The organism is Streptomyces sp. NPDC050147 (assembly GCF_040660195.1).
In the GTDB taxonomy this organism is placed as follows: Bacteria; Actinomycetota; Actinomycetes; order Streptomycetales; family Streptomycetaceae; genus Streptomyces.
Window position 1 is genome coordinate 73,763 of record NZ_JBFALJ010000024.1, and the last position, 23,547, is coordinate 97,309.

At 72.6% G+C, this 23,547-nt stretch carries 19 protein-coding genes and 1 riboswitch; of the genes, 8 read left to right on the top strand and 11 right to left on the bottom strand.

Going from position 1 to position 23,547, the window contains the following annotated elements; all coding sequences use genetic code 11:
* The first annotated feature begins 13 nt into the window (after window positions 1–13).
* Window positions 14–745 carry a ZIP family metal transporter gene (locus AB0I94_RS30925; RefSeq protein WP_363312999.1) on the top strand — a complete coding sequence of 244 codons (732 nt, stop codon included), beginning with the start codon at window positions 14–16 and terminating at the stop codon, window positions 743–745.
* A 29-nt stretch (window positions 746–774) separates the two neighbouring features.
* Here the strand turns inward: AB0I94_RS30925 and cobI are convergent, their stop codons facing one another.
* From cobI to AB0I94_RS30970, 9 genes are all read right to left on the bottom strand, one after another.
* On the bottom strand, window positions 775–1,524 hold the full coding sequence (gene cobI / locus AB0I94_RS30930; RefSeq protein WP_363313000.1) for a precorrin-2 C(20)-methyltransferase: 750 nt from the start codon (window positions 1,522–1,524) through the stop codon (window positions 775–777).
* Entirely contained in the window at window positions 1,521–2,963 is a 1,443-nt protein-coding gene (locus tag AB0I94_RS30935; RefSeq protein ID WP_363313001.1) for a cobyrinate a,c-diamide synthase, read from the bottom strand. Before AB0I94_RS30935 ends, cobI begins: the two co-directional genes overlap by 4 nt.
* On the bottom strand, window positions 2,957–3,565 hold the full coding sequence (gene cobO, locus AB0I94_RS30940; RefSeq protein ID WP_363313002.1) for a cob(I)yrinic acid a,c-diamide adenosyltransferase: 609 nt from the start codon (window positions 3,563–3,565) through the stop codon (window positions 2,957–2,959). Before cobO ends, AB0I94_RS30935 begins: the two co-directional genes overlap by 7 nt.
* Complete coding sequence (locus AB0I94_RS30945; RefSeq protein WP_363313003.1) at window positions 3,565–5,616, bottom strand: putative cobaltochelatase; 2,052 nt, start codon at window positions 5,614–5,616, stop codon at window positions 3,565–3,567. The genes cobO and AB0I94_RS30945 overlap by 1 nt, the downstream gene beginning before the upstream one ends.
* Before the next feature lie 46 nt (window positions 5,617–5,662).
* Window positions 5,663–9,337, bottom strand: coding sequence for a cobaltochelatase subunit CobN (cobN, locus tag AB0I94_RS30950; RefSeq protein ID WP_363313004.1), 3,675 nt, complete (start codon window positions 9,335–9,337; stop codon window positions 5,663–5,665).
* Window positions 9,334–10,842, bottom strand: coding sequence for a cobyric acid synthase (locus AB0I94_RS30955; protein WP_363313005.1), 1,509 nt, complete (start codon window positions 10,840–10,842; stop codon window positions 9,334–9,336). Before AB0I94_RS30955 ends, cobN begins: the two co-directional genes overlap by 4 nt.
* A complete protein-coding gene (locus AB0I94_RS30960) occupies window positions 10,839–11,780 on the bottom strand; it encodes a cobalamin biosynthesis protein (RefSeq protein WP_363313006.1) in 942 nt (313 codons plus the stop codon). Before AB0I94_RS30960 ends, AB0I94_RS30955 begins: the two co-directional genes overlap by 4 nt.
* A 108-nt stretch (window positions 11,781–11,888) precedes the next feature.
* A riboswitch (cobalamin riboswitch) is annotated at window positions 11,889–12,031 on the bottom strand.
* A 141-nt stretch (window positions 12,032–12,172) separates the two neighbouring features.
* Window positions 12,173–12,409, bottom strand: a complete 237-nt coding sequence (locus AB0I94_RS30965; RefSeq protein ID WP_363313007.1) for a hypothetical protein — start codon at window positions 12,407–12,409, stop codon at window positions 12,173–12,175.
* 12 nt (window positions 12,410–12,421) lie between these two features.
* A complete protein-coding gene (locus AB0I94_RS30970) occupies window positions 12,422–13,696 on the bottom strand; it encodes an inorganic phosphate transporter (protein WP_363313008.1) in 1,275 nt (424 codons plus the stop codon).
* A 267-nt stretch (window positions 13,697–13,963) separates the two neighbouring features.
* Between AB0I94_RS30970 and AB0I94_RS30975 the strand changes: the two genes are divergently transcribed.
* The 3 genes from AB0I94_RS30975 (at window position 13,964) to AB0I94_RS30985 (ending at window position 17,463) form a co-directional block, all read left to right on the top strand.
* Entirely contained in the window at window positions 13,964–14,641 is a 678-nt protein-coding gene (locus AB0I94_RS30975) for a class II aldolase/adducin family protein (protein ID WP_363313009.1), read from the top strand.
* A 116-nt stretch (window positions 14,642–14,757) separates the two neighbouring features.
* Window positions 14,758–15,894, top strand: coding sequence for a prolyl oligopeptidase family serine peptidase (locus AB0I94_RS30980; RefSeq protein WP_363313010.1), 1,137 nt, complete (start codon window positions 14,758–14,760; stop codon window positions 15,892–15,894).
* 87 nt (window positions 15,895–15,981) lie between these two features.
* Window positions 15,982–17,463 carry a hypothetical protein gene (locus tag AB0I94_RS30985; protein ID WP_363313011.1) on the top strand — a complete coding sequence of 494 codons (1,482 nt, stop codon included), beginning with the start codon at window positions 15,982–15,984 and terminating at the stop codon, window positions 17,461–17,463.
* Between the two features lie 16 nt (window positions 17,464–17,479).
* On the opposite strand, the gene AB0I94_RS30990 is transcribed toward AB0I94_RS30985, so the two are convergent.
* A complete protein-coding gene (locus tag AB0I94_RS30990) occupies window positions 17,480–18,370 on the bottom strand; it encodes a neutral zinc metallopeptidase (RefSeq protein WP_363313012.1) in 891 nt (296 codons plus the stop codon).
* A 284-nt stretch (window positions 18,371–18,654) separates the two neighbouring features.
* On the opposite strand from AB0I94_RS30990, the gene AB0I94_RS30995 reads away from it, so the two are divergent.
* The 4 genes from AB0I94_RS30995 to AB0I94_RS31010 all read left to right on the top strand — a co-directional run bounded on the left by AB0I94_RS30995 (window position 18,655) and on the right by AB0I94_RS31010 (window position 22,725).
* Window positions 18,655–19,440, top strand: a complete 786-nt coding sequence (locus tag AB0I94_RS30995; protein ID WP_363313013.1) for a hypothetical protein — start codon at window positions 18,655–18,657, stop codon at window positions 19,438–19,440.
* A gap of 92 nt (window positions 19,441–19,532) precedes the next feature.
* Window positions 19,533–21,131, top strand: a complete 1,599-nt coding sequence (gene abc-f, locus AB0I94_RS31000; protein WP_363313014.1) for a ribosomal protection-like ABC-F family protein — start codon at window positions 19,533–19,535, stop codon at window positions 21,129–21,131.
* A 391-nt stretch (window positions 21,132–21,522) separates the two neighbouring features.
* Entirely contained in the window at window positions 21,523–21,744 is a 222-nt protein-coding gene (locus tag AB0I94_RS31005; RefSeq protein WP_249590717.1) for a helix-turn-helix domain-containing protein, read from the top strand.
* A gap of 168 nt (window positions 21,745–21,912) precedes the next feature.
* Window positions 21,913–22,725, top strand: a complete 813-nt coding sequence (locus AB0I94_RS31010) for an enoyl-CoA hydratase/isomerase family protein (protein WP_363313015.1) — start codon at window positions 21,913–21,915, stop codon at window positions 22,723–22,725.
* A 5-nt stretch (window positions 22,726–22,730) separates the two neighbouring features.
* Here AB0I94_RS31010 and AB0I94_RS31015 read toward each other — a convergent pair whose 3' ends face one another.
* On the bottom strand, window positions 22,731–23,468 hold the full coding sequence (locus tag AB0I94_RS31015) for a nucleopolyhedrovirus P10 family protein (protein WP_363313016.1): 738 nt from the start codon (window positions 23,466–23,468) through the stop codon (window positions 22,731–22,733).
* Window positions 23,469–23,547 lie beyond the last annotated feature (79 nt).

A 23,547-nucleotide genomic window follows, 5' to 3' on the forward strand; every position in this document is an offset into this window, starting at 1 on the left:
CTAGCAAGGGCGCATGGCGGTGTTCGTGGCGCTCGGCGCTTTTGTGATGACCCTGGTGGGCGGCTGGACGGCCCAGCGGGTCACTGACCGGCGCCACCTCGTCCTGGGGCTCGCGGGCGGCCTGATGCTCGGCGTGGTCGGGCTCGACCTGCTGCCGGAGGCGCTGGAGGCCACGGGCACCCCGGTCTTCGGCGTACCGGCGGCGCTGCTCCTGTTCGTGGCGGGTTTCCTCGCCGCGCACCTGGTGGAGCACCTCCTCGCGGGCCGGCACGCCGCGCACGGTGCGGACGAGCACACGAACGGCCGGGTCCCCCAAGTGGGCCTGACGGCGGCCGGAGCGATGGTCGGCCACAGCGCCATGGACGGCATCGCGATCGGCGCCGCGTTCCAGGTGGGCGGCGGCATGGGCCTCGCGGTGGCCGTCGCGGTCATCGCCCACGACTTCGCGGACGGCTTCAACACGTACACACTCACGAGCCTGTACGGGAACGCCCGCCGCAAGGCCCTCGCGATGCTCTTCGCGGACGCGGTGGCCCCGGTGGCGGGCGCCGCGTCGACGCTCCTGTTCACCATTCCGGAGCAACTGCTCGGCGGGTATCTCGGCTTCTTCGGCGGAGCGCTGCTCTACCTGGCCGCCGCGGAGATCCTGCCGGAGGCGCATCACGAGCACCCGGCCCGCTCGACGCTGCTGTGCACGGTGGCCGGGGCGGCGTTCATCTGGCTGGTGGTGGGCATCGCGGAGTGAGGCCGTCACCGCCTGCGTCACCGCGTGCGTCACAGCTTCCCGCCCCGGCCGCTCTCGCGCCGCGCGGGAGCGATCAGGGTGGACAGATACGGCAGCGGCGCGTCACCGAGCTCGGCGGCCCCCTGGATGGACTCCTCGGGCAGCCCCAGGGCGGAGCCCCACACCGCGTCGTCGGTCCGCCCGGTCTCCCGGAGCGCGGCGGCCACCTCATGGGAGAGCCGGCCGAACTTGTAGGCGACGACCGTGCCAGGCCCGGCGAGCGCGTCCTTGAGCACGGCGGCGCCCGCGGTCACCGGCACCAGCGTCAACGGCTCGGTGCCCTCGGTGAGAACGGCGCCGCTGCGCGCGGCGAGGTCCTGCATGGCGGTGATCCCGGGCACGGTCTCCACCTCGACGCCCGGCACGAGCTCCGCGATGGTCTGCGCGAGATAGGTGAACGTCGAGTACACGTTGGGGTCGCCGATCGTCGCGAACGCCACCGAGCCGCGCTCCCGCAGCAGCGTGGCGACCCGCTCACCGGCGGCGTCCCAGGCGGCCTCGCGGCGCTGCCGGTCACTGCGCTCGTTGAGCGCGAACACGACGCGTACGACCTTGTCCTCGGGGACGTAGTGCAGCACGGTCGCCTCGGCCCGCCCGCGCTCACCGCCGTCTGTCCCATCAGGCGCGGCCATCACGGGTACGACGACGACAGCGGCGGCACGCAGCGCGTTGACCCCCTTGACCGTGACGAGCTCGGGGTCTCCGGGACCGACCCCGACCCCCACCAGCTTGCTGCTCATCCTCTGCACCTCTCTACGAACCGACGGGCGATACCGGGTTCGGCGGCCCAATGCGTGTGCAGGTAACTCGCGTGCACACCTTGCTGTACGAAGCCTTCGAGGCGCCGCTCAGGAGCGTGCATCCCCCAGGCGGCGACCGCCCCGGCGCCCGGTTCGACGACGGTGCGGTGGAACTCGTGCCCGCGCATCCGCGTCCCGGCGACGGCGAGGGAACTGTCGGACACGGCCACGGCGTCGCGGTAGCCGAGCGTGAGCCGCTCGGACATCCGCGCCTGCGCGTCGAGCACCCCGCACATCGGCTTCCCGTCCAACTCCCGCGTCAGGTAAAGGAGTCCGGCGCACTCGGCGGCCACGGGCGCGCCGCTCAGCGCCAGTTCGGCGACGGCCTCGCGCAGCGGCTCGTTGGCGGACAGCTCCGGCGCGTACACCTCGGGGAACCCGCCCCCGATGACCAACCCGGCGGTACCGGGCGGCAGTTGTTCGTCGTGCAGCGGATCGAACGTGACGACATCGGCACCGGCTGCGGTGAGCAGCTCGGCGTGCTCGGCGTACGAGAAGGAGAACGCGGCCCCACCGGCGACGGCGACAACGGGTTTCAGCCCGCCCGGCGTTTGAGGACGAACTCGGCGAAGCTGGTGATCTTCCGGGGCGCTGGGCGGCGGAGCCGAATTTCGGGAAGGGGCGGGATTGGGGAAAGAAGCGCCGCAGGCACCCACCGCAACCGGATCCCACGCGTCACCGGCCAACGCGGGCGCACTGCGGGCCAGCGCGAGAATCGCCTCCAGGTCGCAGCCTTCCCGTACCTGCGAAGCCAACGCCGCAACAGACTCCACAGCCTCAGCCCGCCGCTCGGCGACCGGCACAAGCCCAAGGTGCCGCGACGGCGCCTGGACCTGCGACGCCCGCCCCAGCGCCCCGAGGACCGGGACCCCCGACTCATCAAGAGCCTCCCGCAGCAACCCCTCATGCCGCGCAGATCCCACCTTGTTCAGGATCACGCCCCCGATCCGCACCTCCGGGTCCCACGAGGCGAACCCATGCACCAGCGCGGCCACGGACCGGGACTGCGACGACGCGTCGACGACGAGGACGACCGGCGCCCGAAGCAGCTTCGACACCTGCGCGGTGGAGGCCAGTTCACCCTGCCCCGACGCCCCGTCGTAAAGACCCATGACGCCCTCGACCACCGCGAGATCGCACCCCCGCGCCCCATGGGCGAACAAGGGCGCGACCAACTCCGGCCCGCACATATAGGCGTCGAGGTTCCGCCCGGGGCGGCCCGTGGCCAGCGCGTGATACCCGGGATCGATGTAGTCGGGCCCCACCTTGTGCGGGGACACGGCGAGCCCGGCCGCGGCGAACGCGGCCATCAACCCCGTGGCGACGGTCGTCTTCCCGCTTCCGGAAGACGGCGCGGCCACCACAAGCCGAGCTACCACTCGATGCCCCTCTGGCCCTTCTGGCCGGCGTCCATCGGATGCTTGACCTTGGACATGTCGGTGACGAGATCGGCGAACCCGACCAGGGCATCGGGCGCGTTGCGCCCGGTGATGATCACGTGCTGGTTCCCGGGGCGCGCCCGGAGCGTCTCGATCACCTCGTCCGTGTCGATCCACCCCCAGTGCATGGGGTAGGCGAACTCGTCGAGGACGTACAGCTGGTACGTCTCGGCGGCGAGGTCACGCTTGACCTGCTCCCAGCCCTCGCGGGCCTTCTCCTCGTTGCTCTGCTCGCCGTCGGCGGGCGCGCGCTGGATCCACGACCAGCCCTCGCCCATCTTGTGCCAGTCGACGGTCCCGCCCTCGCCGGAGGCCCCGAGGACCTTGAGCGCGTTCTCCTCGCCGACCTTCCACTTCGCCGACTTCACGAACTGGAAGACCCCGATCGGCCACCCCTGATTCCAGGCCCGCAGCGCGAGCCCGAAAGCCGCGGTGGACTTCCCCTTGCCGATCCCGGTGTGCACGACCACCAGCGGACGGTTGCGCCGCTGCCGCGTGGTGAGCCCGTCGTCCGGCACCACGCTCGGCTGCCCCTGAGGCATCAGGCCACGCTCCTCGTACGAGTTCCCTGTACGTCCTTGACGAGCCCCGCGATGGACTCCGCCCGCAGCTCGTCGAGCGTCACGGCGGTCCCGCCGAGCTCACCCGCGAGCTGCCCCGCAAGACCGAGCCGTACCGGCCCCGACTCGCAGTCCACGACCACCGAGGCGATCCCCGCGGCCCCGAAGAGCCGCGCCGCACGCCCCGCCCGGGCCACCGGCTCCACGCCACCCGTGGCCCTGCCGTCCGTCACGACCACGACCAGCGGACGCCGGGCAGGATCGCGCAGCCGCTCCACCCGCAGCACCTCGTGCGCCTTGAGCAGCCCGGCCGCCACCGGCGTACGCCCGCCCGTGGGCAGCGTCTCCAGTCGGGCGGCGGCCGCGTCGACGGAGGAGGTCGGCGGCAGCGCCACCTCGGCATCGGCCCCACGGAAGGTGATGAGCCCGACCTTGTCCCGCCGCTGATAGGCGTCGAGGAGCAGCGAGAGCACCGCACCCTTCACGGCGCTCATCCGCTGCCGAGCGGCCATGGACCCGGAGGCGTCCACGACGAAGAGCACGAGGTTCCCCTCACGCCCCTCCCGCGTCGCCTGCCGCAGATCGTCACGCCGCACGACGAGACCACGCCCCGACCGACCGCGCGCCCGCTGATGGGGAGCCGCCGCCTGCACGGTGGCCGCCAGGTGCAGCTTGGTGAGCGCCCCTCGGGGCCGCCGGGCCCCGGTGGTCCGCCCGTGCTCGGTGCGCGCCCGGGAGCGCCGCCCGGCGGCACCCTCGCCGAGGCCGGGCACGCTCAGCATCTTGGTGCGAAAGGGCTCCGCGGCCCGCACGGCCTGCTGCTCACCGCCGCCTGCGGCGGGCGCCTGGGAGGGGGCGGACTCGTCGTCCTGGCCCGTCTCCTGCCCGTCGGCCGGGGAGTCCGAAGCCTCGGGCGAGTCTGCGGCCTCGGGCGCGTCCGGCCCGCTCTCCGGCGGCTGCCCGCCCCCACCGGGGCCGCCTCCGCCGTCGGGATCGTCGTCCCCGCCGTCCCCCTCGTCGTCACCCGCGGCCTGCTCCAGCGTGTCGTCGAGCTTGTCCTCGTCGAGCCCCGGCGCGTCGAAGGGGTTGCGCCGACGCCGGTGCGGAAGCGCGAGGAGCGCGGCCTGGCGCACATCCTCCGCGAGCACGTCCTCGCGGCCCGCCCAGGCGGCGAGCGCCGTCGCCGTACGCGCCATCACGATGTCGGCCCGCATCCCGTCGACCTCGAAGGCCGCGCAGGTGGCGGCGATCTGCCGCAGCGCCCCGTCGCCGAGCCGCACCTGGGGGAGCAGTGCGCGGGCCGCGATGATCCGGGCCCGCAGCGCGGACTCCTCGTCGTGCCACCGCGCGGCGAACCCCTCCGCGTCGTCGTCGTACGCGAGCCGCCGCCGTACGACCTCCACCCGCTGGTCGGTCTCGCGCGAGGCGGCGACCTCGACGGTGAGCCCGAACCGGTCGAGCAACTGCGGGCGCAGTTCGCCCTCTTCGGGGTTCATGGTGCCCACGAGCAGGAACCGTGCGGCATGCCGTACGGAGACGCCCTCACGCTCGACGTACGAGGCTCCCATGGCGGCGGCGTCGAGCAGCAGGTCGACCAGGTGGTCGTGCAGCAGGTTCACTTCGTCGACGTAGAGGATGCCGCGGTGGGCGTCGGCGAGCAGGCCGGGCTCGAAGGCCTTGACACCCTCGGCGAGCGCCCGCTCGATGTCGAGCGCACCGACCAGGCGGTCCTCGGAGGCACCGACGGGCAGCTCGACCATCCGGGCGTCCCGCACGGAGGCCCCGCCCGCCTCGTGCGGACCGTCGGGGCAGGCGGGGTCGGGGGCTGCCGGGTCACAGGAGAACCGGCAGCCCGCAACGACGGGCACCTGCGGAAGCAGCGCGGAAAGCGCCCGCACGGCGGTGGACTTGGCGGTGCCCTTCTCGCCGCGGACGAGCACGCCGCCGACGGCGGGCGACACGGCGTTGAGCAGCAGGGCGAGCCGCAGGTCGTCCTGGCCGACGAGGGCGGTGAACGGATAGGGGGTACTCACAAGGCCTCCATTGCGTGATCCGGGGCGGGGCAGGGGACGGCGGGCCTCACCCGTCCCCCTCCAACTCGCCCTCAAGCTCCAGGTAGGTGGCCCGCAGTCGCTCCAGCGTCCCCGCGTCCGGCTCGGCCCAAAGGCCCCGCTCGGCGGCTTCGAGCAGCCGCTCCGAAATGCCGCGCAGGGCCCAGGGGTTGGACTTCTGCATGAACTCCCGGTTCTCGGGGTCGAAGACGTACTCGGCGGAGAGCTTCTCGTACATCCAGTCGTCGACCACGCCCGCGGTCGCGTCGTACCCGAAGAGATAGTCCACGGTGGCGGCCATCTCGAAGGCGCCCTTGTAGCCGTGGCGCCGCATGGCCGCCATCCAGCGGGGGTTGACCACACGGGCTCGGAAGACGCGGTGGGTCTCCTCGCCCAGGGTCCGCGTCTTCACCTGGTCGGGGGTGGCCGAGTCGCCCACGTACGCCTCGGGGGACTCGCCCGTCAGGTGCCGCACCATGGCGACCATGCCGCCGTGGTACTGGAAGTAGTCGTCGGCGTCGACCAGGTCGTGCTCCCGGGTGTCCACGTTCTTCGCGGCGACGGCGATCCGCCGGAACGCGGTCTCCATGTCACCGCGCGCGGCCTTGCCGTCGAGTCCGCGCCCGTAGGCGTAACCGCCCCACACCGCGTACACCTCGGCGAGGTCGGCGTCGCTGCGCCAGTTCCGCGCGTCGATCAGCGGAAGCAGGCCCGCGCCGTAGGCCCCGGGCTTGGAGCCGAAGATGCGGGAGGTGGCCCGGCGCCGGTCGCCGTGCTCGGCGGTGTCCTCGTCGGAGTGCGCGCGTACGTAGTTGGACTCCGGGGCCTCGTCCAGCTCCGCCACGGCTCGCACCGCGTCGTCGATCAGGCCGATGACGTGGGGGAACGCGTCGCGGAAGAAGCCGGAGATCCGCACCGTCACATCGACGCGCGGCCGTCCCAGCTCCTCCACCGGCACGATCTCGAACCCGGTCACCCGGCGGGACGCGTCGTCCCACACGGGGCGGCAGCCGAGGAGCGCCAGGATCTCCGCGATGTCGTCGCCCTGCGTACGCATCGCCGACGTACCCCACACGGTCAGGCCGACCGACTTCGGGTAGTCGCCGGTGTCCGCCAGATAGCGGGCGATCAGCGAGTCGGCGAGCGACTGGCCGACCTCCCAGGAGAGGCGGGAGGGGATCGCCTTGGGGTCGACGGAGTAGAAGTTGCGGCCGGTCGGCAGCACGTTCACGAGCCCGCGCGTCGGCGAGCCGGAAGGCCCTGCCGGGACGTATCCGCCGTCGAGCGCCCGCAGAATGTGCCCGATCTCGTCCGTGGTCTTGGCGAGCCGCGGCACGACCTCCTCGCACGCGAAGCCCAACACGGCCACGGCGGGCGGCAGTTCGGTCCCGACCACGTCCCGCACGAGCTCCCGCACCGCCGCGAGCTCCCAGCCGCGCTCCTCCATGCCCTCGGCGAGGCGGCGGCACAGCTGCTCCAGGAGGTCCACCGCGTCCGCGCCGGTCCGCGCGGGCCCGTCGACCAGGGCCGTCAGGCCGTCCGCGACCTTCACCGCCGCGCCCGGCTCGGCGAGCAGCTCCTTCTCGCTGAGCCCGAAGTGCTCGGCGAGGCAGGCCCGCAAGCCGGGCAGGGCGTTCGCCTGACCGCCCCAGACCTGCGAGGCGCGCAGGACGGCGAGGACCAGATTGACACGCGCCTCGCCCTCGGGGCCGCCCCCGAGGATGTGCAGACCGTCGCGGATCTGCACGTCCTTGATCTCGCACAGATAGCCGTCGATGTGCATGACGAACTCGTCGAAGGCCTGGTCGTCGGGCTGCTCGTCCACATGCAGGTCGTGGTGGAGCTCGGCGGCCTTCACGAGCGTCCAGATCTGCGCCCGCACGGTAGGGGCCTTGGTCGGATCCAGGTCGCTGACCAGCGCGTACTCGTCGAGGAGCTGCTCCAGCTTCGCCAGATCACCGTACGTGTCCGCGCGAGCCATCGGCGGCACCAGGTGGTCCACCACCGTCGCGTGGCCGCGCCGCTTGGCCTGGGTGCCCTCGCCGGGGTCGTTCACGATGAACGGGTAGATCAGCGGCAGCTCGCCGAGCACCGCGTCAGGGGCACAACCGCCGCTCAGGCCGAGGCCCTTGCCCGGCAGCCACTCCATCGTGCCGTGCTTGCCCATGTGGACGATCGCGTCGGCGCCGAAGGACAGCTCCAGCCAGCGGTAGGCCGCCATGTAGTGATGCGAGGGCGGCATGTCGGGGTCGTGGTAGATCGCGATGGGGTTCTCGCCGAAGCCGCGCGGCGGCTGGATCATCACGACGACGTTCCCGAACTGCAGGGAGGCAAGGACGATGTCGTCGCCGTCCACGTACAGGTTGCCGGGCGGCTCGCCCCACGCCTCCAGCATGCCGTCGCGCAGTTCGGGGTCCAGCTTGTCGAACCACGCCCGGTAGTCGGCGAGCGGCACCCGCGCGGGAGCGGCGGCGAGCTGCTCCTCGGTGAGCCACTCGACGTCGTGGCCGCCCGCGTTGATGAGCCGGTGGATCAGCTCGTCGCCGTTGTCCGGGTGGCCCTCGACGGCGTATCCGGCATCCCGCAGCGAGTCGAGGACGCGGATCGCCGAGGCGGGGGTGTCGAGGCCGACCGCGTTGCCGACGCGCGAGTGCTTGGTCGGGTACGCGGTGAAGACCAGGGCGAGCTTCTTCTCCGCGTTGGGCTTGTGCTTCAACTGGGCGTGGCGCAGGGCGATTCCGGCGACACGGGCGGCGCGCTCGGGGTCGGCCACATAGACCGGTACGTCGTCGGGGCCCTGCTCCTTGAAGGAGAACGGCACGGTGATGACGCGGCCGTCGAACTCGGGGATCGCCACCTGCATGGCCGCGTCCATGGGGGAGAGCGCGGCGTCCGACGCGTCCCACGTGGCGCGCGACGAGGTCAGGCAAAGTCCTTGCAGGACAGGGATGTTGAGGTCGGCGAGGGCGCCGATGTCCCACGCCTCCTCGTCGCCGCCCGCGCTCGCCCCCGACGCGTGCGTGCCGCCCGCGGCGAGAACGGTGGCGACCAACGCGTCCGCCCGCCCGAGGATCTCGTAAAGCCCGGTGTCCGCGCCGCGCAGGGAACCGCAGTACACGGCAAGGGCGTTGGCGCCCCGCGCCTCGATCGCGTCGCACAGCGTGTCCACGAAGCCGGTGTTGCCGGAGAGATGGTGCGCCCGGTAGAAGAGCACACCCACGGTCGGACGGCCCTCGACGTACGGGCGCGAGCCGTGCACCCCGTACTCGGGCATCTTCTGCGGTTCGGCGCTCTGCCGCTCGTGGGAGCCGCCGGAGCGCGCGTGTCCCGCCGCGAGGACGTCCTCCTCGAGGAACCGCGCCAGTTCGCGCAGATTCGCCGGCCCGCCCTCGACGAGATACCGCAGCGCCTCCGCCACGGACCCCGCGTGCACGGTCGACTCCGCCATCAGCTCCGCGTCCGGCACGGCCTCGCCACCGAGCAGCACCGTCGGGATGCCTGCGGCCTTCAGCGCCGCGAGGCCGTCCTCCCACGCCCGCTTCCCGCCGAGCAGACGTACGACGGCGATGTCCGCGCCCTCGATCAGCGCGGGCAGCTCCGCCTGCGCGTCGACCCGGGTCGGGTTGCCGATGCGGTAGGGGGCGCCGGAGGCACGGGCGGCAAGGAGGTCCGTGTCGGCGGTGGACAGAAGCAGGACGGTCATGAGGGTGCCCCCGGTGCGATGAAGGGGAGACCGGCGGGTGCGCCGGTCTCGATCAGGCTGAGCAGCGCGTCCGTGTCCGCGTGTTCTTCGATCAGGTCGCCGAGCAGGTCGAGCTGCTCCTCGCGCAGTACGCCGAAGCTGGTGTCCGGCGCGGGCACGAAGCGGCGCCCGGCGGCGCGGGCGACCTCGGCGAGGAAGCGGCGCCGGAAAGCGTCGGACTCCAGGGAGCCGTGCCAGTGCGTGCCCCACACCTCGCCGACGCGGCAGCCGTCCAGGAAGGTGTCTCCGCCCAGGACTTGAGCGACGCCGTGGTGGATCTCGTATCCCTCGACGCGTTCGCCGAGGGCTTCGCCGACCGGTCTCGCGAGGGTCTTCTCGCGGGCGAACCGCACGCGCACGGGCAGCAGTCCGAGCCCGTCCACGGCACCCGCCCGCGACTCGACGTCGTCCTCGATGTGCTCGCCGAGCACCTGGAAACCGCCGCAGATCCCGAGCACGGGGCGCCCCTCGGCGGCGCGCCGCGCGAGGGCGTCGGCCAGGCCGCGCTCGCGCAGCCACTCCAGGGCGCGCACGGTGCCGCGCGTGCCGGGTACGACCACGAGATCGGCGTCGACGAGCTCCTCGGCCCGGTCCACGAACCGCACGACGACGCCCGGTTCGGCGGCCAGCGCGTCCACGTCCGTGAAGTTGGACATCAGCGGTACGGCACAGACGGCGACCCGCAGCACGTCCTCACCGACCGGGGGAGCGACCATCGACTCCCGCACGGCGCCCCGCAGGGAGACCCGAAGGCCGTCCTCCTCGTCGATGCCGAGGCCGTGCTGGAACGGCAGCACACCGAACGTGCGCCGCCCGGTGAGCCGGTGCAGCATGTCGAGCCCCGGCTCCAGCAACGAGACGTCGCCCCGGAACTTGTTGACGAGATACCCGGCGATCAGGTCCTGGTCCTCGGCGCTCAACAGCGCGGTGGTCCCGAAGAAGGAGGCGAAGACACCTCCGCGGTCGATGTCTCCCACCACGACCACGGGGAAGCGGGCTGCCCGCGCGATCCCCATGTTCACGATGTCGGTGCGCCGCAGATTGATCTCGGCGGGGCTGCCCGCGCCTTCGCAGATCACGGCGTCATAGCTGCCCCGAAGTTCCTCGAGGCATCCCACGACGGTGGAGAGCAGCGCTTCCTGCCGCCCTCCGTGGTAGCCGCGCGCGCTCATCTCACCGACGGGCTTGCCCATGAGGACGACCTGGCTGCTGCGGTCGCTGCCCGGCTTGAGCAGCACGGGGTTCATCAGCGCGGTCGGCTCGACCATGGCGGCCTGCGCCTGCATGGCCTGGGCCCGCCCGATCTCGGCACCTTCGCGCGTGACGAAGGAGTTGAGGGACATGTTCTGCGCCTTGAAGGGCGCCACGGAGACCCCTTTGCGGGCCAGCCACCGGCAGATCCCGGCGGTGACGACGCTCTTCCCCGCGTCGGAGGTGGTTCCGGCGACGAGCAGTCCACCATTCATGAGGCCCTGCCTTTCCGTAGAGCGCTCACGGCCGCCGCAACGCCCAGGGCAAGGAGACCCACCCGGCGCGACAGCTTCATGGCCCGTTCGATGTCGGAGACTTCGACACCCCGCCCGTCCCCGTTGAGGACGGGCCGGTGCTCGACGCGCCCCGCGTACGAGAGCGTCCCCCCGAGCCGTACGCCCAACGCCCCGGCGAAGGCGGCCTCGACGGGCCCGGCGTTGGGGCTCGGATGCTTGGCGGCGTCCTCCCGCCAGGCCCGCACCGCACCGCGCGGCGACTCCCCGGCGATAGCCGCGAGTACGGCGGTGAGCCGGGCCCCCGGCCACCCCAGTACGTCGTCGAGACGTGCGGAAGCCCAGCCGTAGCGCCGGTAGCGCACGGACTTGTGCCCGACCATGGCGTCGAGCGTGTTGACGGCCCGGAAGGCCACAAGCCCCGGCACCCCGCCGACGGCGCCCCACACGAGGGCCCCGACCACGGCGTCGGACGTGTTCTCGGCGACGGACTCGACCACGGCGCGCGCGATGCCGTCGGCGTCGAGGGCCTGCGGATCGCGGCCGCACAGATGCGGCAGCCGCTCCCGTGCCACCTCGATGTCCCCGGCGGCGAGCGCCCCGCCGACGGCCCGCGCCTCACGCCCCAGCGAGGTGCCGCCGAGCACGGCCCAGGTGGTGGCGGCGGTCAGCGCGACGGACGCGGCGCGTGAGTCCCGTACGAGAGAAGAAGCCAGGGCGGCGGCACCGGCCGCGCCCCCGGCACACACCACGGCGTGCAGGGCGCCCCACCCGCGGTGGTCACGCCACAGCACACGCTCGACGGCTCCCGCGGCCCGACCGAACGCGGCGACCGGATGCCCGCGGCGAGGATCGCCGAGGAACAGATCACCGAGGAGGCCGGCGGCGGCGCCGTACGCGAAGTCGCGATCGGCACGCATGGCGTCAGCCGGTCGCTGTGCCGAGAAGAGAGCTCACGCTCGGGAACTGGTCCGGCAACGGGCGGCCGCGCATGGCGATATGTCCTCACTCAGGGTGTCCGCGCCCTGGTTCGACGTGATCGGCGGCGAGAGTTCCTGGCTTCCGAGGAGTCAGCTCCTCGGTGACAGTGGCGGGACCGCGCCGGATTCGCACCGGCTTCCTCTCCTGCTGCCGTATTGGCTCCGGCAGTCCACCACGGCCCGCGAAGGCCCGTCAACTCGCCGTTGACCTGCGACGGGAGAGTGTGCTGAGGCCCACAGCCGGGCCTGTGAGGGGGCGCTCGCCGAGCCGTCGCACGAAAGCGGGGTGCGGGACGCCGAAGCGTCCCGCACCCCACTCGAAACCACGGTTGTCAGGCGACGATCAGATAGATCCCGTACGCCACGGCCGCCGCGCAGAGCGCGAAGCACGCGTAGGCGCCGGTGCGTGCCGCGGTGGCGGTGCCGCCCGCGGCGGAGGAGGCGCCGGACGTGGCCGCCTCGTGCTTGGAGAGGCCGATGATGCCGAGGGTGAACAGGCCCACCAGGGCCACCGTCACCGCGAGGCTGACTCCGAAGACGGAGCCGAGCGCTGCCCAGTCGATGTTCATGCTGATGTGTCCTTACACCGTGGCGGGCCGGGCGGGGTCCGCCGCGGTGCCGGTCGGGGCCGGGATGGTGGCCTTGACGAAGTCGACGTCCGCGCTCGCCACGGCCGACCCGGTGGGCGGCGGGGTGACCGCGGCCATCGCGGTGGTCACGACGCCGGCGGGCTCGTCGGCGGAGGAGCCGCCGATCTCGTCGTCGGCGACGTTCGTGTGGTCGACGGCGTTGCGCCGGGACAGCACCCAGATCACGGCCGAGCCGGCCACCAGCAGCGCGGCGGTCACCGCGACGCCCCAGGGTCCCTGCTTGGTGAGGAACTCCGCGCCCGCGCCGACCAGGCCGGCGGCCGGCAGCGTCAGGCCCCAGGCGATGAACATGCGGGACGCCGTGGACCAGCGGACGACGCCGCCCTTGCGGCCGAGGCCCGCGCCCATCACGGCGCCGGAGCAGGACTGGGTGGTGGAGAGCGAGAAGCCCAGGTGCGAGGAGGCCAGGATGACCGTCGCGGCGCTGGTCTGGGCGGCGAAGCCCTGCTGCGGCTGGAGGTCGGTGAGGCCCTTGCCCATGGTGCGGATGATGCGCCAGCCGCCGAGGTAGGTGCCGAGCGCGATGGCGACACCGGCCGAGACGATGACCCACATCGGGGGGTTGGAGCCCGGGCTCAGGACGCCGCCGGTGACCAGGGCGAGCGTGATGATGCCCATGGTCTTCTGCGCGTCGTTCGTGCCGTGGGCCAGCGAGACGAGGCCCGCGGAGGCGATCTGCCCCACGCGATAGCCCTTGGCGGTGGCCTTGGTGTCGGTGTTGCGGCCGATGCGGTACGTCAGGCGCGTGGCCAGCGTCGCGGCCAGACCGGCCACGAGGGGCGCGGCGATCGCGGGAAGCAGGATCTTGGTGACGACGGTGCCGCCGTCGATCGACGACCAGCCCATCGACATGACAGCGGCGCCGATGAGGCCGCCGAAGAGCGCGTGGGAGGAGCTGGAGGGCAGGCCCACCAGCCAGGTCATCAGGTTCCAGAGAATCGCGCCGACAAGCGCCGCGAAGATCACCTCTGTCTTCAGTCCGTCCTCGTTGACGATGCCGCCGGAGATGGTCTTGGCGACTTCGACGGAGAGGAAAGCGCCGACGAGGTTCAGCACGGCGGACATGGCCACCGCCGTCTTGGGCTTGAGAGCGCCAGTCGAGATGGTGGTGGCCATCGCGTTGGCTGTGTCGTGGAAACCGTTCGTGAAGTCAAACACGAGAGCGGTAACGATCACGATCCCGAGGAGAAGCGTGATGTGTTCCATTTACCCAGGCTTCTGTTGGACGTCAGTGGCAAGTGGAACGTAGGCAACCTGGGTGAACGGAAAGTGAACTGGGTCGGGCCTTGCGGTGACCCAATGCGGGGCGCCGTCACTCCGGTTCTTCCGGAGCCTCGGCGAAGATCTCCCGGAGCGGCACCGGGAGGCCCGGAATCATGGCCTCCAAGGGGGTTTCTGCTACCCCCGGGCGAAGCTCTTCGACTGCTTCAGCGAGCCGTCGAAGAGATTCTGATCACCTGGCAGGATCACGGCATGACGGAGCAGCGGGACGAGCGGGGCGCGGGCCGGCAGGACGCGCTGGAGCGGGCATGGGACGAGCTGGTGGAGGCGGCCCGCAGGACGGTCGCGGACGGTCTGGTGGTCGGCACGTCGGGCAATGTCTCGGTGCGCGTCGGCGGCACGATCCTGGTCACCCCCAGCGGCGTGCCGTACGACCGCCTGACGCCGCGGGACGCGGTCGGTGTCGACACGGACGGCAACCAGCTCTTCGGCGATCTCGCCCCGACCAGCGAACTGCCCATGCACCTGGCCGTCTACCGCACGACGTACGCCGGAGCCGTGGTCCACACCCACGCGGTGCACGCCACCGCCGTCTCCACCCTGGTCCCGGAGCTGCCGCCCGTGCACTACATGGCGGCCGCCCTCGGCGGCCCGGTCCGCGTCGCCCGGTACGCGCCCTACGGCTCGGAGGAGTTGGCCGAGAACATGCTCCGGGCCCTCAGGGAGCGCACAGGCTGCCTGCTGCAGAACCACGGAACCATCACATACGGAGACACTCTGGACCAGGCGTACGACCGCACGGCACAGCTGGAGTGGATGTCCCGCCTCTGGCTCACGGCCAGCTCCGTACCGGGCCACGCCCCGACCCTCCTGTCCGCGGGCCAGCTCAGGGAAGCGGAGGACAGGCTGCGGGGCTACGGCCAACAGTGACGTCACGCGGGCCGCGGCAGGGCAGCCGTCGCCCCGCGGGACGACCGGCCGAAGTGACATCACCCCGCGGGCCCCGCCCACTGGCCTCAGCCGGGTCAGGGCCGGACACTGGGCAGGTGCGCCCAGCCAAAGCGACGGCAACGGCCGTCACCGCCGTCACCACCGCCCTTCTGGGCGGCGCAGCCGCCGTCGCCGCGGGCCGCTTCGCCAGCAACGCGGCCCTGAAAGCTCCTGCGGGCCGCCCGCTACCGACCGAGCCGCGCCTCACGGTCCACTCCACGGCCGCGGGCCAGATCACCCTGACCCGCGCCCTCGCGAGCCTGCGCCCCGGCACGTACGGCCTCAGCGGCAACGGCAGCCACGCCGTGATCGGCCCCGTCCTGGACGCCGCGCCGCACGCGGCGGACACCGTCGTACGCCGCCTCGAGCGCGTCACGCACGGCTCCCTGGAACCCGGGGCGAAGGTCTGGCTCACCCCGCAGGTCCACATCGGCGACCCGCACGCCGCCCTGGACATCGACCACGCGGACGTCGACATCCCCGGCGAACTCGGCGGGCTGCCCGCCTGGTTCGTGCCGGGCTTCCGCGACACCTGGGTGATCACCGTGCACGGCCTCGGCACCACCCGCGAGCACCCCATGGTCGTCCTGGGCTTCCTGCACCACCAGCAGTTCCCGGTGCTCGACCTCGCCTACCGTGGCGACCTCGGCGCGCCCCGCTCCCCGGACGGCCTGGGCCATCTCGGCGAGACCGAGTGGCGCGACCTGGACGCCGCCATCCGCTACGCCGTGCGCAACGGAGCCCGGAACGTCATCCTGCACGGCTGGTCCACCGGCGCCGCCATGGCCCTGCACGCCGCCGCGTACTCGGCCTTGCGCGACCGGATCAGCGGACTCGTCCTTGACTCCCCGGTGCTGAACTGGGAGACGACCCTGCGCGCGCTCGCCGCGGCCCGCCGCACCCCCGGCCCCCTCCTGCCGCTCGCGGTGCGCGCCGCCCAGGGCCGCACGGGCCTGCGCGGCGACCGCATCCTGGAGGCCGCCGACCCCGAGGTGCTCAAGGTCCCCACCCTCCTCGTCCACGGCCCCGACGACGTGATCGCCCCCTGGGCGCTCTCCCGTCAACTGGCCGAACGCCGCCCGGAACTGGTCACTCTCCACACCGTTCCGGATGCACCGCACGGCGCCATGTGGAACGCCGACCCGGCGGGCTACGAAGAGGCGCTGCGGCGCTTCCTCACGCCCCTCATGTAGCGCGCGTAAACCCCCGGGGCAGCGCTCCGGAGCCTTGCGCAAGCATTCCGTTTGGGTTTTCGGACCGTCAACAGGAAGACTGCTCCCGTGACGTCCCGTATCCCGCGCGACTCAAGGCTCCGACTCGTCCGCGCTCAGTCCCCCAGGGCCGAGAGGCGAGCGGGGGCGGAGCGCGGCACAGCGCGACCCCTGACCGCCCCCGGCGCAGTGACACAGCAGCGCGCGCGCCGTCCCGCGCCCCGGCCACCCGAGGGCACCCCCGCCCCCGGGGAGCTGGCACGCATGGCGCGCAAGCACCTCGCCGACGCCGTACGGGTCGCGCGCTGGGCCGACGCGTCCCTGCGCCCGGGACGCGGCCCCGCCGTGGCTCCGGCCACCACCCCGGCCGTCGACGGAGCCGGAGAGTCCGGCGAGCCACGCGGCACCCTCTCCGCCGAGACCGCCGAACGGGCCGCCGTCGAGCTGGCGCTGACCCCGGATCAGGTCCGCGCCGACTGGGATAGCGCACGGCTCGCCGGCCTCATCGAGGTGCACGGCGACAGCGCCCGCCCCGGCTGGCGGCTGCGCGCCTGGGACCGGGACGACGCCGCCGTACTGCGCGGTTGGGTCGCCCTCTTCGACGCGTGGTCGCTGACGCACGCGGCGTCGCGCGAACTGGCGCCCGCCACCGTGGCCGAGGTCGTCGAGGCCATGCCGCAACTGCTCACCCTGCTGCAGCTCTCGGCGGGCCCCGTGCCCGTGCCGCAACTCCTCGACCTCCTCGACCAGCGCGTCACGGAACTGCGCACGGAACGCTGCGAGATCCCCTACGGCCCCCAGCCCGAGCCGGTCGACCCGGCCGACACCCCGGCCCTGGCCACCCTCCTCGACTGGGCGCTGCGCGGCCTCGCCGCCGTCGGCGCGCTGACGTACGCCGACGGGCAGGCCACCCTCACGCCGCTCGGCAGCTGGGCGGTCTGGGTCAAGCTGGAGCAGATCTGCGTGGCCGCGCAGAGCCCGGCCGGCAACATCGAGCAGTCCGCCGACGACATGCTCCGCGGCTGCGCGCGGCTGCGCCCGAACGCGGCCCGCTCCGAGTACCGCGCCTGGCTCGCGGCCCGCCCCGTCGGCAGCGCCGTCACCGAACTCCTGGACGCGGCCCGCGGCGAGGACGCCCTCCTGCGCGGCCTCGCCTTCGAGGCCCTGCGGGTGGTCGGCGCCCCGGCCGAGGCGGAGGTGCGGGCCGTCGTGGACGAGACCCCGCTGCGGCCCTACGCCCTCATCTGGCTCGCCGAGCAGGAGGGCGCCGACCCCGAGGACGTCCACCTCGTCCTGACGCGGGACGAGTCGACGTGGCTGTGGGTCGACACCGCCGCGGCCGTCGTCGACCACGGGGAGACGCATCTCCTCATCCGCCACCTGGAGTCCGCGGTACAGCCCACGGTGCCCGCGCTCCTGGACGAGGTGCGCCGCATCGGCCACCCCCGCACGGTCCAGGTCCTGGTCGCGCTCGCCGCGGTCCACCCCGACCCCGCGCTGGCCAAGGCCGTGCGCAGGGCGGCCTTCCAGGTGCACACCGGCGGCGTCTGAGACCCGGCCGCAGGGCTCACCGGAAGGTGTCGCACCGCGCCATGTCGCCGGTGCGGTAGCCCTGGTGGAACCACTGCCGGCGCTGCTCGGCCGAGCCGTGCGTCCAGGACTCGGGGGTGACCCGGCCCTGGAACTTCTCCTGGATGCGGTCGTCGCCCACGGCGGCCGCCGCGTCCAGGCCCTCGCGGATGTCCGCGTCGGTGAGGCTGGTGATCAGCGGCCTGCCCGTCCTGTCGTCGGGGGTACGGGTCGCGTGCCGTGCCCAGACGCCCGCGTAGCAGTCGGCCTGCAACTCGACCCTCACGGCGTTGCTGTCCCGTCCCGTACGCCCGTCCTGGGAGCGCCGCAGCGTCCCCATCAGGTTCTGCACGTGGTGCCCGTACTCGTGCGCCACGACGTACGCCTGCGCGAAGGGCCCGCCGCCGGCGCCGAACGTGGTCCGCAGCTCCTCGAAGAAGCCCAGGTCCAGATAGACCTTCCGGTCACCGGGGCAGTAGAACGGGCCGACCGCCGACGACGCGGCGCCGCACGCCGTGCCCACCCGGCTGGTGTAAAGGACGGTGGGCGCGGGGGAGTAGGTCCCCTTCCTGCGCTGGAACTCCGGGCGCCAGTAGTCCTGGACGCTGTTGACCACCGCGACCATGCGGCAGTCGTCCTTGGTGTTCGCGTCCTGCCCCGTACGGCAGCTCTGCTGGACCTGTGCCAGGGACGAGGAGGTGGCGGCGGGCTCCTCGTCGCCGGAGGAGAGGCCGAGCTGGTCGGGGCCGACCCCGAAGAACAGCCCCAGAAGCAGCGCGATCAGTCCCGCGACGCCGCCGCCGACCGTCGCCTTGCCGCCGGGAATCCGGCTGCCCCGTACGTCCTGTACCTCGGACGTGTCCAGATCGGCGTTGTCGTCGAACCGCACGGGCGCACCACCCTCTGCCTCGCGTCCGGGACGGCGTCGCGCCGCCCTGTGCCGAGATGCCGGCGCCTTCATCCTGATGTGCCCCGCCCCGAAGGGCGCCGGACGGAGGTCCGAACGGGGGACCCTCACCGGACGGTGCGTCGTGTCGAGGCCGTCGCCCGGGGCCGCGCGGTGACGCCGCCGCTACGCTCTGCGCCTGTTCCGTGGGACACCGGCCGAGCTGCCGGCTGAGACCGGCAGAGATGCCGGGGAGGTACCGGCAGAGGTGCCGCAGAGGGGGCGTCGTGTCCGTAGTGCCGTTCGAGGTGTCCGGAACCCGGTTCGGGAGACCGGTGCGAGCGCGCCGCGGCTCCCGGTTCGCCCTCCCGGTCGCCCTCGGCCTGCTCGCCCTGCCGCTCATCACCGCGGCCCACCACGCGCGACCGGCCCCCTACGGAGACCACCTCACCGTCCACGCGCGCGTGGACGACGGCACAGCGACCCCCGAGCTCCGCACCCAGGGCCGCGTGGTCCAGGCGTACGACCGGGCGAGCGGGCGCCCGCGCTGGACGTACAGCCGCGAGGGAGCCCGCCCGCTCGCGCTGCTCCCGGCCCCCGGGCACGCCGTCGCGCTCTGGAGCGACGGGATGGTGACCGACACCGCACGCGCCGACGGCAGCGCCGTCCGCTGGCACCGCGCCATCCCCGCCGGCGCGTCCTGGCTGCGCTCCCCCGACGCCCGCGGCGCCGCCGGAGTCCTCCAGCCGCTCGACCCCCGCGGACGCATGCTCGCCGTCGTCACCCCACAGCGCGTCGCCGCCTACCGCAGCGCCGACGGCGACCTGCGCTGGGTGCTGCCCGCCCGCCGCGGCTGCGCCTTCGAACCCGCCCGTTCGATGCGCCACGGAGAAGCTCTGATGATCGCCCAGCCCTGCGGCGACGCCACGACGCCGTGGACCTCACAGCTGATCGCGGTGGACGAACTCGGCCGCATCGTCCCCCGCCGTAAACCCCTGGGCAACGAGCTGCCGGGCGGCGCCCCGGACGGCCCGGGAACCCGGGCAGAACAAGAGCTTGCCCCACCCCGTTAGAATTGACCGCATGGCCCTTCTCCTCGTGCATTAGACGGCGTGATCGCCTTCCTTCCTTCCGCCGTCCATCCCCCCTGCCCTGGAGTCTGTCCGTGATCACCGCTTCCGGCATCGAGCTGCGCGCCGGCGCCCGCATCCTCATCGAGAACGCTTCCTTCCGGATCGCCAAGGGCGACCGCATCGGCCTGGTGGGCCGCAACGGCGCGGGCAAGACCACGCTCACCAAGTGCCTCGCCGGTGAGGGCACCCCCGCCGGCGGCACGATCAGCCGCTCCGGAGACGTCGGCTACCTCCCGCAGGACCCGCGCACCGGCGACCTGGACGTGCTCGCCCGCGACCGCATCCTCTCCGCCCGCGGGCTCGACACCCTCATCCGCAAGATGCGCGAGAACGAACAGCGCATCGCCAACGGCTCGGGCGCCACCCGCGACAAGGCGATGAAGCAGTACGAGCGCCAGGAGACGGAGTTCCTCACCAAGGGCGGGTACGCCGCCGAGGCCGAGGCCTCCACCATCGCCGCCGCGCTCAGCCTCCCCGACCGCGTGCTCGGCCAGCCGCTCCATACGCTCTCCGGTGGTCAGCGCCGCCGCGTCGAGCTGGCCCGCATCCTCTTCTCGGACGCCGACACCCTGCTCCTCGACGAGCCGACGAACCACCTCGACGCCGACTCCATCGTCTGGCTCAGGGACTACCTCAAGTCCTACCGCGGCGGCTTCATCGTGATCTCCCACGACGTCGACCTGGTCGAGACGGTCGTGAACAAGGTCTTCTATCTGGACGCCAACCGCGCCCAGATCGACGTCTACAACATGGGCTGGCGGCTCTACCAGCAGCAGCGCGAGTCCGACGAGAAGCGCCGCAAGCGCGAGCGTCAGAACGCCGAGAAGAAGGCCAGCCAGCTCCACTCGCAGGCCGACAAGATGCGCGCCAAGGCCACCAAGACCGTCGCCGCGCAGAACATGGCCAAGCGGGCCGACAAGCTCCTCGCGGGCCTCGAGGAGGTGCGCCAGAGCGACAAGGTCGCCAAGCTGCGCTTCCCCGACCCCTCGCCCTGCGGCAAGACCCCGCTGATGGCCGAGGGGCTCTCGAAGTCGTACGGCTCCCTGGAGATCTTCACGGACGTCGACCTCGCCATCGACAAGGGCTCACGCGTCGTCATCCTCGGCCTCAACGGCGCGGGCAAGACCACGCTCCTGCGCCTCCTCGGCGGCGCCGAGAAGCCCGACACCGGCCAGGTCATCGAGGGCCACGGCCTGAAGCTCGGCTACTACGCGCAGGAGCACGAGACCCTCGACCCGGAGCGCACGGTCCTGGAGAACATGCGCTCGGCCGCTCCCGACCTCGACCTCGTGTCGGTCCGCAAGACGCTCGGTTCCTTCCTCTTCTCCGGCGACGACGTCGACAAGCCCGCGGGCGTGCTGTCCGGCGGCGAGAAGACCCGTCTGGCGCTCGCCACCCTGGTGGTCTCCTCCGCCAACGTGCTGCTCCTCGACGAGCCCACGAACAACCTCGACCCGGCGAGCCGCGAGGAGATCCTCGGCGCGCTGCGCACCTACAAGGGCGCGGTCGTCCTCGTCACGCACGACGAGGGCGCGGTGGAGGCCCTCCAGCCGGAGCGGATCATCCTGCTGCCCGACGGCGTCGAGGACCTGTGGGGCCAGGACTACGCGGATCTCGTCGCGCTCGCCTGATCGGGCGGGGCGGCGGATCGCGCCGCCGAGGCGCCCGCAGAGTCCACCTTGGTTGATCGAATAACTGATCCACAGCGTATGGATCATTCGGCCGAGCCGTGATCCTTCATCTGTGTGAGGTCTCCTCGTACCGAAGTGTGGGATACACGGATTCCCGTTGCGGCCGGGGCGTCGAGCCCGGCTCCCGCCCGCCACCGCGCTGACCTGGGACTTCGGTCCGCAACTCATTCGGCCGTACGGATTTCGATGCACGGAATCAAGGGTTCCGCTCATGGTGTCGCCTTCCCCGGCGGGAAACCTCGTCGCACGGACCTTGCCGAATGGGTGGCCAGGAAGCCCGGGAGGGGTGATCATGAGAAGTCCAGAGCGCACTTCCTATGAGGAGGCACGGGTGGCCGAGACTCTGAAGAAGGGCAGCCGGGTAACCGGCGCCGCGCGTGACAAGCTCGCGGCAGACCTGAAGAAGAAGTACGACAGCGGTGCGAGCATCCGGGCGTTGGCCGAGGAGACGGGCCGTTCGTACGGCTTTGTGCACCGCATGCTCAGCGAGTCCGGAGTCACGCTGCGGGGACGCGGCGGGGCGACGCGAGGCAAGAAGGCCGCAGCCGGCTGACGGCTGCGGGCGGTTCACCGGCTTCGACGGTGGCCACCCGGTCGATCGCCCCCCAGGGCCCTTGAAGGGACCTGAGGGTATCCGCTGTCGACCGGGTGGTTACTGTGCAGTCACTTACGGGCGCGCACGCGCGTCCGCACCGACCGCACACCACCATCGGAGGCCCCAATGGTTTCGCCCGGCAGTGAACTCGGCGGATCCGCACCGGTACTCGACAAGGACGGCGTACGCCTGACTGTCGACGACGCCGTCGCCACGGTGACGCTGGCCAACCCGGCCAAGCGCAACGCCCAATCTCCCGCGCTGTGGAGGGCGTTGGCCGAGGCAGGCCGGATGTTGCCGGGCAGTGTCCGTGTCGTCGTGCTCCGCGGTGAGGGCAAGTCCTTCTCCGCGGGCCTCGACCGACAGGCGTTCACGCCCGAGGGCTTCGACGGTGAGCCGTCCTTCATCGATCTGGCGCGCGGTGACGACGACGTCCTCGACGCGACGATCGCCGAATATCAGGAGGCGTTCACCTGGTGGCGGCGCAGTGACATCGTGTCCATCGCCGCCGTACAGGGGCATGCCATCGGTGCGGGCTTCCAGCTCGCACTCGCCTGTGACCTGCGGATCGCCGCGGACGACGTGCAGTTCGCCATGCGCGAGACCAGCCTGGGCCTGGTGCCCGACCTCACCGGCACGCACCCTCTCGTGGGGCTTGTCGGCTATGCCCGCGCGCTGGAGATCTGCGCCACCGGGCGGTTCGTCCACGCCCCCGAGGCCGAGCGCGTGGGCCTGGCCAACCTTGTCGTGCCCGCGGACCAGCTCGACGCGTCCGTGAGCGATCTGGCGGCCGCGCTGCTCACCGCGCCGCGCGACGCCGTCATCGAGACCAAGGCCCTCCTCCAGGGTGTCGCGGGCCGTACGTACGAGGAGCAGCGCACCGCCGAGCGTGCCGCCCAAGGACGTCGCCTGCGGGACCTGGCGGGGATCGGCGACTGACGCCGTCACTCCACCGCGGTGACCAGGACGGTCACCGAAGGGCGGTCGGTCAGTGCCGCACCGACCGCCGAGCGGACCGCGAGCGCCACGTCCAGGGCGCGGTGTTCGCGGTCCGTCGCCAGCTCCACGCGCGCGTTGCGGCGCGGCAGGGAGGCGCCCGCCGCCGGGGGCTCGGCGAGGTGGACGGCGCGGCCGAAGCCGCCGAGTGCGCCGGTCAGCCGCCGTACGCCGGGCACTTCGAGGGCGGCGCTCGCCACCCGCGCCTCGTCGCCGTTTCCCGGGGCGGCCTGCGCCCCGTCCGGCGGTGTCTTCTCCGCCTCCGCCGCTACGTCCACGGGGGCCTGTCCCACGTCGAGCAGCGTCGTCACGCTGAGGTCCACCTTCTCGACCACCAGGCCGAGCCACTCATCGGCCGCCGTCACCAGCGCGGTCCGGAGCCGGGCAGCCGCCGCGGGAAGCGGCTCGGCCGGCTCGGCCGCGAACTCCGCCGTGATCCGCAGCGGTCCCGGCGGCAGCGCGCTCGGCGGCGGGGGCACGGAGGGGGCGTATGCCCGCGACGGGTCGGCGAGCGCCACCCGCAGAGCACCGAGACGTACGCCGCTCACCCGCTGCGCCGCATGGCGCAATACCCCGTCCGCGCACGCCTCGGTCAGCCAGGAGCCGTCACCCGGGCCGCCCAGCGGGAGAACCCGCCCCAGGCCCAGCTGCCGCCGTACCGCCTCGGTCCATCCGTCACCCGTCATTCCCCCAGCCTGCCCCATCCCTGGCGCGCGAGGACGTAACCGCACTTAGTGTGGGCGAAGGAGTAGATCCCCTTTCGAA